This window comes from Chimaeribacter arupi (assembly GCF_002858805.1).
GTDB classification, from domain to species: domain Bacteria; phylum Pseudomonadota; class Gammaproteobacteria; order Enterobacterales; family Enterobacteriaceae; genus Chimaeribacter; species Chimaeribacter arupi.
In genome coordinates this window covers 1-9,353 of record NZ_PJZI01000062.1, presented here as the reverse complement: position 1 = coordinate 9,353, position 9,353 = coordinate 1, and the positions used below count along the sequence as shown (strand labels likewise).

The window sequence follows — 9,353 nt, the reverse complement described above, 5'->3', positions numbered from 1 at the left end:
GTATGTTTCGGTTGTTGGTGGGGTGGCATGTTTTGGTTGTTGGTGGGGTGGCGTGTTTCGGTTGTTGGTGGGGGGGCATGTTTCGGTTGTTTATGTGCAGTTGTCTGCCTGGTTTCCTGAGCCTCAACCGAGCAGGGCCTGCCGGCGCGCCGGCCCTGCACCCGCGCACTTTCGGTGGATTGGCTGAATCATTGCCCGCTCTCGCGGGTGACCCTCGTTGCGCCTACGGGCTTTTCGGGCCGCCGCTAATGACAGTCCCTGTCATGGGCGTCTTTCGCGGACATCCCTGTCCGCTCACCCGGTCCTTCGTCTTCACTCGGCAATGATTTTTACGCCCCCACCACTTCTGCAAATTTGTGAGTATGTAAGGAAAGGGTAGGCGGGGCTTTTTTTGGCGTCCTGCCCGCTCACCCGGCTCTGTGGCTCTATTCGGCAATGATTTTACGCTTCTACCACCGCTGAAAATCTGCATACGCCGGAATACTTCCCCCGAAATTTTGCCAACCTGACATTTTTGTCATGCTGGCGTCAGGTGTTTTGCATGGAGAGCGCGATATAACAAGCACACATTCAAACGGGAGTATTCACCATGAAACATTATTTCAACGCAGCCGCTCTGGCGCTTGCTCTTACCGCTTCTGCAACCGCAATGGCCGCAGAGCAGAATCTTTTAAGCGTACACGTACTGAACCAGCAAACCGGCAAACCGGCTTCCAATGTTGAAGTGACGCTGGAGCAGAAGCAGGAAGCTGGCTGGAAATTTTTAAACAAGGCCACGACCGACAAGGACGGGCGTATTAAACAATTCTGGCCTGCGCAGCCTGCTGCCACAGGGGATTACCGCGTCGTGTTCAAAACCGGGCACTATTTCCAAGAACAAAAACAAGAGAGTTTCTTCCCGGAAATCCCGGTGGAGTTCCATATCAGCAATACCACCGAGCACTATCACGTACCGCTGCTGCTTAGCCAGTATGGCTATTCCACCTATCGCGGTAGCTGATCCCGGCAAAAGTGCCTGACATAGCAGAAACGCTGTGACACGCGTAGTCCGGCTGGCCTGCTTCATGTGACAGAAATTTTTATGTCTGCACCAATAACGACAAAGTTATCATCTACTATTTCCTTACATAACCAAGGATTTGCAGTCAGGTGGGGGCGTAAAAATCATTGCCGAGTGGAGCCGCAGGGCCGGGCGAACGGGCATGGATGCCCGTGAGAGTCGCAGCCACGCCGGGAGCGTGTCTGCGGCGGCCCGATTAGCCCGTAGGCGAAATGAGGGTCACCCGCGGTAGCGGGCAATGATTCAGCCGGGGCACCGAACGCGCGCGGGAGCAGGGCGAGCGCGCCGGCGCGCCCTGCTCGGTTGAGGCAATGGGGTTCAGGTAGACAACTGTACATGAGCAACCGAAACAAGCCACAGCCTAAAAAAGCCGTACCGCGTACTCAATGCCCGCGGGTGCAGGGCCGGCGCGCCGGCAGGCCCTGCTCGGTTGAGGCTCGACGGCTCAGGCGGACAACTGCACATGAACAACCGAAACATGCCACGTCACACCCGGTGGCGGCAGCGGAGCCGCAGGAAGACAACGGGCGTATGCCAACGCAACCCACCTCGAGCCAGGAAAAAGTGACTATTTGGCGGCCGCCGCCGCCTCCTCCACCCATTTATCAAACAACGCCTGATGCGCTGCAATCCATCCCTCTGCCTGCTGCTCAATGTCAGCCTCCGAGCTTTGCCCGGCGTGCATCGCGGAGTTCTGCGCGTTAATGTCCTTCAGCGGCACTTTCATGATGGCGAACAGCTTCGCAGCAGCTGGGTTCTTCTCCGCCCAGGCGCGGTTGGCCACAATGTGCATGGTGTTCACTTTGAAACCGTAATTCTTGCCGTTCGGCAGTTCCGTGGTGCCGTTCTTCTCACCCGGCAACACGGAGAAGGGGACCTGTAACCACAGCACGTCACGGCCCGGCACCAGTACGTCACTCACCCAGTACGGCGTCCAGGTGTAGTAAAAGATCGGCTTGCCTTCCTTGTAACGCGTGATGGTGTCGGCAATCATCGCCGCGTAGTTGCCCTGGTTGTTATCCACGGTGGCGTTCAGGCCGTACGCCTTCATCTGCGCATTCAGCGCCGCCTCACAGCCCCAGCCGGGCGTACAGCCGGTCAGGTCAGCTTTGCCGTTGCCGTTGGCGTCAAACAGTTTGGCGATCTTCGGGTCTTTCAACTGCTCAACGTTGGTGATGTGGTACTTCTCGGCCGTTTTGCGGTCAATCAGGTAGCCCTGCGCCGCACCGGTGATATACGCGCCTTCACGGTAAAACACCTTGTCGCCCCCGGCCGCGCGGTACATATCATCATGCAGCGGTGCCCAGTTCACGGCGGTAAACGTGGCATCACCGGCCGCAATCGAGGTGTAAGCGACGTTGTAATCCACCTCGCGCGTCTCCTGCACGTCATACCCCAGCTTTTCCAACGCCTTATTGACCAGCAACGTCTGGAATGTCTCTTCACTGATAGTGCTCTGAATCGGCTGGACGGTCACGCCCTTGCCCGGCAAATCGGCGGCAAACGCCCCGGATGCCAGCACGCTGGTGCTCAGGGCCGCGGCCCACAGGCGGCAATATTTCATGTGCTCTCCTTCATTATGTGGTTTTACCGGCGGGGAACGCCCGCCGGGGAGGGGAATGTTCAGGCAGTGCGGATAAACGGACGGGTCAGCAGCCCCACCGGGCCGGTGGTGTACCAGCGGCGGGTGCCCTTGCTGCGGCGGTCACGCCCCAGCGACTGGGTCAGGCGATCCAGGATGATCGCCAGGATCACGATCCCCAGCCCGCCCACCGAGGCCAGCCCCATGTCGAGGCGGCCGATGCCGCGCAGCACCATCTGGCCCAGCCCGCCGACGGCGATCATCGAGGCGATCACCACCATCGACAGCGCCAGCATCAGCGTCTGGTTAATCCCGGCCATAATGGTCGGCATCGCCAGCGGCAACTGCACCTTAAACAGCATCTGGCGCGGGTTGGCACCAAAGGATTCTGCGGCCTCCACCAGATCGGCCGGCACCTGGTTGATGCCGAGGATCGTCAGCCGCACCACCGGCGGCAGGGCGAAGATAATCGTCACCACCACGCCCGGCACATTACCGATGCCGAACAGCATCACAATCGGCACCAGGTAGACGAACGCCGGGGTCGTCTGCATCGCGTCCAGCATCGGGCGGATTACCTTCGAGGCGCGCGGGCTGCGGGCCAGGAAAATCCCGAGCGGCAGGCCGATCAGCACACAGAAGAACAACGACGTCAGCACCAGCGACAGCGTCACCATCGCCTGTGACCAGGCACCGATAGCGCCAATCAGCACCAACGACACCAGCGTCGCGATCCCCATGCCGAGGCTGGCGAACTGCCAGGCGATCAGCGCGAAAATCAGGATCGCCACCGGGGCGGGCAGCCCCTGCAACAGCAACTGGAAGTGGCTGAGGATAAAGTCCACCGGCACCCGGATGCCCTGGAACAGCGGGCGGAAATGCAGCACCAGCCAGTTAATCGCCACCGTGACCCAGTGGTCAAACGGCAGCCAGGCCTGGTGGAACGGGTCCATCAGCGAGAAGTGATCCGGCGCGGCATGCGTACCGGCATTCAGCCAGTCGGTGCCGGAGGCGGCCGCCTGATGGGCGCCGTCAGCCGGGGCGGCAGCGGCATGGCCGCCGGAGGCGTTATCCGCTGACCACGGGTCGATGCTGGCATCCAGCGGCTGATCGGTGGCCTGCGGGGCGGCATCGGCCGTCGCCCACGGGTCACTGGTGTCCTGCGCGGCCTGGGCGAATTGGGGAATATCCTGATGGGGTGCGTTACGCATTGGCGTTGCCCTCCTTGTCGAGTGCCTGCAACAGCATGGCTTTGGAAATAATGCCGACGTACTGGTTATCGTCTGATACCACCGGCACCGCGCACGGGGCCGCTGCCACCGGGGCGATCAGCTCGCTGAGCGGCATCTCAGCCGGAACCGGGGCCGGGTCGGTGAGCAGGGCGCTCTCCAGCGGCAGGTTGGCTTTCAGCGCCTGCTTCAGGGAATCAGACGACACCACGCCGACAAACCGCTGGCCGCGCTCCAGCACATAGCCGTAATCCCGGTCTTCATCTTCCAGCAGTTTCAGCGCGGAGCGCGGGCCGAAGCCGGGCGTTTTACGGATAAGCGTCACGGCCCGGCGGCGGGCAATATCTTTGGCGCTGAACACGTTGCTGATGTCCACGCCACGGAAGAAGGTGCGCACATAATCGTTGGCCGGATTATTCAGAATTTCATCCGGCGTACCGACCTGCACCACCACGCCGCCCTGCATAATGGCAATGCGATCGCCAATACGCATCGCCTCGTCCAGATCGTGGGAAATAAACACAATGGTGCGCTGATGGCGGGCCTGTAATTTCACCAGCTCATCCTGCATCTCGGTACGGATTAATGGGTCGAGCGCGGAGAAGGCTTCATCCATCAATAAAATATCGGGATTATTGGCCATTGCCCGCGCCAGCCCGACACGCTGGCGCATCCCGCCGGAGAGTTCATCCGGGTAGGAGTGGGCATATTTTTCCAGCCCCACCTGGCGCAGGGCATCCAACGCTTTTTCATTACGTTCGGCCACCGGCACACCGGCTAATTCCATGCCGAAGGCGGTATTATTCAGCACCGTCAGGTGCGGCATCAACGCGAAAGATTGAAATACCATACTGATCTTATTCCGGCGCACGGTGCGCAAGGCGCTGTCCGATATTTTGGCAATATCTTCACCATCAATCAGCACTTCGCCGCGGGTCGGTTCTATCAGACGATTGAGAAGGCGCACCATGGTTGATTTGCCGGAGCCGGAGAGGCCCATAATGACAAAGATCTCGCCTTCTTCAATGGCCAGACTGGCATTTTTGACGCCCAGTGTCAGCCCGGTTTTCTCAAATATCTGCTCCTTGGTTTTGCCTTCTTCAATCATTTTGAACGCCCGTTCCGGGTGTTCGCCAAATACCTTATAAAGATTTTTCACTTCAAGTTTTATTGCCATGCGATATAAGTTTCCCTCGCTGGTGAAAATAGAGCATTGGCACTGAAAAAGTCCTGTAATTCATAAAAATCAGACCAGCACCAGAATTTTAACGCCCTATACCCTAGCACAATAAGAATCTCAGACAACCCTGAATCCCGGCGCGCGAAATAGGGGTGGCCGGCTGACAGAGGATTATTCTGTGGCGGAACGGGCTGCTATTTGTGGTGGTTTTGCGGCTGCGGGGGCGGCCATTTTTACCGGTCAACAGGCCGGAAGAGGCAGGAATAACAACGGCTGGGGCATGAAGGTTGACAAAATTATTTTTTCTGACGTGCGCGGCCTATTTCCCGGCGAATGACGCCTGCTTTTTCTGTGAAACAGGGCGCGGAAAACGGCGCAGACAGAATATATCACTGTTTGCGCCGCGCAGTTTATTCGGCCGCAGCAGGGGTTTTCCGGTACAAACGGCGTGGGTGGCCGATTTTTCCGTACTGCATTTCAATCTGCACAAAGCCGGTTTCCACACAGAACTCCAGGTAGCGGCGGGCCGTGGTTTTGCTGATGCCGCTTTGCGACACCACCTCATCCACAGACCAGGCCTCCTCAGGCCGGGCGGTGAACAGCCCTTTCACCAGCGCCAGCGTATTCGGCTCGATGCCTTTGGCCCCGGCATCGTCTGCCGGGCGGCGCGCCTGCAAATTATAGAGCGCATCGACGTTGCTCTGGTCGAGCACCTTAAAACTGCGCTGGGTGTGGATGAACTGCATAAACCGCTCCAGCGAATTGCGCAGCCGCTTATAAGAAATGGGCTTGATCAGGTAGTCAAACGCCCCGGCGCGGATCGCCTGGCTACAGGTGTGCATATCGCTGGCGGCGGTGATAAAAATCACCGTGCACTCACTGTTTTTCAACAGCGCATTCTCTACCAGCGTAATGCCCTGGCCGTCCGGCAGGAAGTTATCCAGCAGCAGCAGGCGCGGGCGGTGCGCAGCAATCAGCCGCCGCGCTTCGGTAAGCGTCGCCGCAATGCCCGCCACCCGCAGCGCAAAATGCTGCTCGATAAACTCGGCATGGAGCCGCGCCAGCGCCGGCTCATCTTCCACGATCACCACCTCCAGCGGCGCAAAACCGGCCGGGCTGAGGGCATCCATCAGGTTAGGTTCGTCCATCAACGGTTTCTCTTCAGGTTATCGCCACCGGTGGCGGATTAGGAATAAACAGGGAAAACAGGGTGCCGCACGGGCTGTTGTCGGCCACTTCAATCAGGCCGCCGGCTTGGGTCACGTAGCGCGACACCAGATAGAGGCCGATGCCGTGGTCGCCTGCCGGTTTGCTGGTCACGCCCGCCTCAAACAGCGATGCCCGCAGCGCCGGGTCGATGCCGCAGCCCTGATCGCCGACTTCAATCACCAGCTCGTCATGGCTGTCGGTCAGGTAGAGCGTCACCTCGCGGCCGGGCGGGGTGGCGGCCAGGCTGGCATCCACGGCGTTATCCAGCAGATTGCCGAGGATCGACATCAGTTCGCTTTCGCTGATCCGGGTCAACGGCTGATGCAACCGGCAGGCCGGGTCAAAGGTCAGCAGAAGGCCTTTTTCATGGGCGGCGGCAAATTTGCCCAGCAGCAGGCCGCACAGGGCAGGGGAGGGAAAGCGCGCCGACAGGAAATCCAGCAGCGCCTGCGACCCGGCGGACTGCGCCTCGATATAGCGCACCGCCTCGTCATAGCGTTTCATGTGCAGCATCCCGGCCAGCGTGGCGGTCCAGTTCAGTTGCTCGTGGCGCATAATGCGCAGGCTGTCGGCGTAGCGCGTCACCTGGCTGAGCTGGCTGCTCAGGGTGTTGATGTCATTTTTATCGCGGAAGCTGATCACCCAGCCCTGCGGCTCGCCGCTGTCCAGCATGGTGACCCGGTTGGCAATCACCTGCCGCTGGTTGAAACGGCAGATCGCATCGTGGCGGTTCTCTGCGTCGCTGGCATGGAAGAAGTCCGGTACCGCGTGGAGAACCTCCCCGACCGGCCGACCGACCAGGGCGCTTTCCGGCAGCGGGATCGCCAGCATATCGCGCGCCGCCTGGTTAATGGCAATGATGCGCCGCGCCGGGTCCAGGGCAATCACCCCTTCATAGAGGGCGGCCAGCAGCGCTGTTTGCCGCCGTACCAACTGGCCGATCTGCTCGGGTTCCAGCCAGAACATCTGCCGTTTCAGCCGCCGTGAGAATGCCCAGGAGAAGAGGAACAGCGCCAGCAGCAGCAGCGCCACAAACCCGACAATCTGCGACACCTGGCGGGCGTTGAGCTGGGCAATATGCGATGCCAGGTAACCCACCGAGACAATGCCGATCACCGCGCCCTGGGAATCCCGCACCGGGGCCTTGCTGCGCAGCGACAGCCCGATGCCGCCCTGGCGCACGGTAATGATCGTCTGCCCCTGCAACACTTCGCGGTTATCGCCGCCGATCATCGGCGTCCCGACGCGATCCGGGTGTTCTGAATGGTAGAGGTGGATGGCATGGCGATCGCCAAACACCAGATAACTGGCGTCACTCTGCGCCCGCAGCCGGTCACCCATCTGCCGCAGCGCGGCGGCGTCGTGCCGCTGGATCGCGTCGATCAACGACGGGATCTGGGCAATTTCCCGCGCCTGCACCTGCGCCCGCGCGCCGAGGTCACGGTGCAGTTGTTGGTCCAGCGTATGGTAAAGGTAATACGCCACCAGCCCGAGCAGCAGGCAGGAGAACACCACCAGACTGAGGAACAGCCTGATCTGGAAGGAGAGTGTGGGCTTGTCAGCGGTCATGCAGGCCAGAATTTGCGGATTGAGACATTTAGTTAACCTACCATTAACAAGAGGCGGGTGTTATCCCCTTTTTGCGGTGGCACGCCAAACCCTCACAAACCCTGCAAGGATGCTGAAAAAAGTTGCATTAACACCATAGAAACCATTATCCCCATTAACCCACCCGGTTAAGTTTGAACAGCCTCACAACCGGCCGGGGCGCGCTTTCCCTATGCTTTCCCGATAATGACAAAAAGGGGAAACCGATGAGCACGAGCGATGATGCCTACCTGGCGCTGAAAGAGAAGAACGCCACCCAGATGACCCGCCGTGAAAAGTGGTGGCGTCTCATGGACACCTACCATATCGGCATCATCCCGTTGCCTCTGTTTTTCCTGGCAGGTGTCTTGATCCTGATCGACTGCCTGGCGGGCGACTTGCCGAGCGACATTGTGGTGATGGTGGCGACGCTGGCCTTTTTCGGCTTTGCCTGCGGGGAGTTCGGCAAACGGCTGCCGCTGGTGGGCAAACTGGGCGCGGCCGCGATCTGCGCGACCTTTATCCCGTCGGCGCTGGTGCATTACGGCCTGCTGCCGGACGTAGTGGTGAACGCCACCATCAGCTTCTATAAGTCCACTGACATCCTCTATCTCTACATCTGCTGCATTATTGTCGGCAGCATCATGAGCATGAACCGCGAGGTGCTGATCCAGGGCTTCCTGCGGATTTTTGTGCCGATGCTGTGTGGCGAGCTGGTGGGGATGCTGGTGGGGATGGCGGCCGGGTTCGCGCTGGGGCTGGACCCATTCCAGACCTTCTTCTTCCTGATTCTGCCGATCATGGCCGGTGGGGTAGGGGAGGGGGCGATCCCGCTCTCCATTGGTTACGCCGCGATCCTGCATATGGATCAGGGCGTGGCGCTGGGGCGTATCCTGCCGATTGTGATGCTGGGCAGCCTGACGGCGATTGTGCTGGCCGGGGTACTGAACCAGTTGGGGAAACGCTTCCCGCACCTGACCGGTGAGGGCACCTTGCTGCCGAGCCGCCGCGGGCGCATGGCGGCGATGACCGAAGACGCCGGGCGGCCGGATGTCAACGCACTGGCCTGCGGCGCGCTGCTGGCGGTGCTGCTCTATATGGTCGGGATGCTCGGCCACCATCTGATTGGCCTGCCGGCCCCGGTCGGGATGCTGTTTGCGGCGGTGGCCGTCAAGCTGGCGAACGGCGTGTCGCCGCGCATCCAGCAAGGGTCACAGATGGTGTATAAGTTCTTCCGCAGCGCCGTCACTTACCCGATCCTGTTTGCGGTGGGCGTGGCGATCACCCCGTGGCAGGAGCTGGTGAATGCCTTCACGATCCCGAACCTGCTGGTGATTGTCAGCACCGTCAGCGCGCTGGTGGGCACCGGTTTCCTGGTCGGTAAGAAGATCGGGATGCACCCGATTGACGTGGCGATTGTCTCCTGTTGCCAGAGCGGGCAGGGCGGCACCGGCGACGTGGCGATCCTCACCGCCGGTAACCGCATGACGCTGATGCCGTTTGCAC

Annotated in this window: 8 protein-coding genes; 3 read left to right on the top strand and 5 right to left on the bottom strand. The window is 60.2% G+C overall.

The genetic code is table 11. From position 1 onward, the window contains the following. Window positions 1-589 precede the first annotated feature (589 nt). The gene (gene hiuH, locus CYR52_RS21775) at window positions 590-1,000 is read left to right on the top strand and encodes a hydroxyisourate hydrolase (RefSeq protein WP_072926811.1); all 411 of its coding nucleotides are present in this window, start codon (window positions 590-592) and stop codon (window positions 998-1,000) included. A gap of 628 nt (window positions 1,001-1,628) precedes the next feature. Here hiuH and proX read toward each other — a convergent pair. The 3 genes from proX to proV are packed head-to-tail and all read right to left on the bottom strand — an operon-like array spanning window position 1,629 to window position 5,048. Then, window positions 1,629-2,624, bottom strand: a complete 996-nt coding sequence (gene proX / locus CYR52_RS21770) for a glycine betaine/L-proline ABC transporter substrate-binding protein ProX (protein WP_101829423.1) — start codon at window positions 2,622-2,624, stop codon at window positions 1,629-1,631. A gap of 59 nt (window positions 2,625-2,683) precedes the next feature. Beyond that, the gene (gene proW, locus CYR52_RS21765; RefSeq protein WP_101829422.1) at window positions 2,684-3,853 is read right to left on the bottom strand and encodes a glycine betaine/L-proline ABC transporter permease ProW; all 1,170 of its coding nucleotides are present in this window, start codon (window positions 3,851-3,853) and stop codon (window positions 2,684-2,686) included. Next, complete coding sequence (gene proV / locus CYR52_RS21760; RefSeq protein ID WP_072926805.1) at window positions 3,846-5,048, bottom strand: glycine betaine/L-proline ABC transporter ATP-binding protein ProV; 1,203 nt, start codon at window positions 5,046-5,048, stop codon at window positions 3,846-3,848. The genes proW and proV overlap by 8 nt, the downstream gene beginning before the upstream one ends. A gap of 181 nt (window positions 5,049-5,229) precedes the next feature. Here proV and CYR52_RS22740 point away from each other — a divergent pair, with 181 nt between their 5' ends. Further along, window positions 5,230-5,388, top strand: coding sequence for a hypothetical protein (locus tag CYR52_RS22740; protein ID WP_165699108.1), 159 nt, complete (start codon window positions 5,230-5,232; stop codon window positions 5,386-5,388). A gap of 73 nt (window positions 5,389-5,461) precedes the next feature. Here the strand turns inward: CYR52_RS22740 and CYR52_RS21755 are convergent, their stop codons facing one another. Together CYR52_RS21755 and CYR52_RS21750 are read right to left on the bottom strand one after the other, a co-directional pair. Then, the gene (locus CYR52_RS21755; protein WP_241506189.1) at window positions 5,462-6,199 is read right to left on the bottom strand and encodes a response regulator; all 738 of its coding nucleotides are present in this window, start codon (window positions 6,197-6,199) and stop codon (window positions 5,462-5,464) included. Between the two features lie 13 nt (window positions 6,200-6,212). Beyond that, window positions 6,213-7,829 (bottom strand): ATP-binding protein, encoded by a 1,617-nt coding sequence (locus tag CYR52_RS21750; protein WP_072926804.1) that lies wholly within the window; start codon window positions 7,827-7,829, stop codon window positions 6,213-6,215. 299 nt (window positions 7,830-8,128) lie between these two features. Between CYR52_RS21750 and CYR52_RS21745 the strand changes: the two genes are divergently transcribed. Further along, on the top strand, window positions 8,129-9,353 hold a 1,225-nt coding region (locus CYR52_RS21745; protein WP_420912800.1), incomplete at its 3' end, for a 2-hydroxycarboxylate transporter family protein.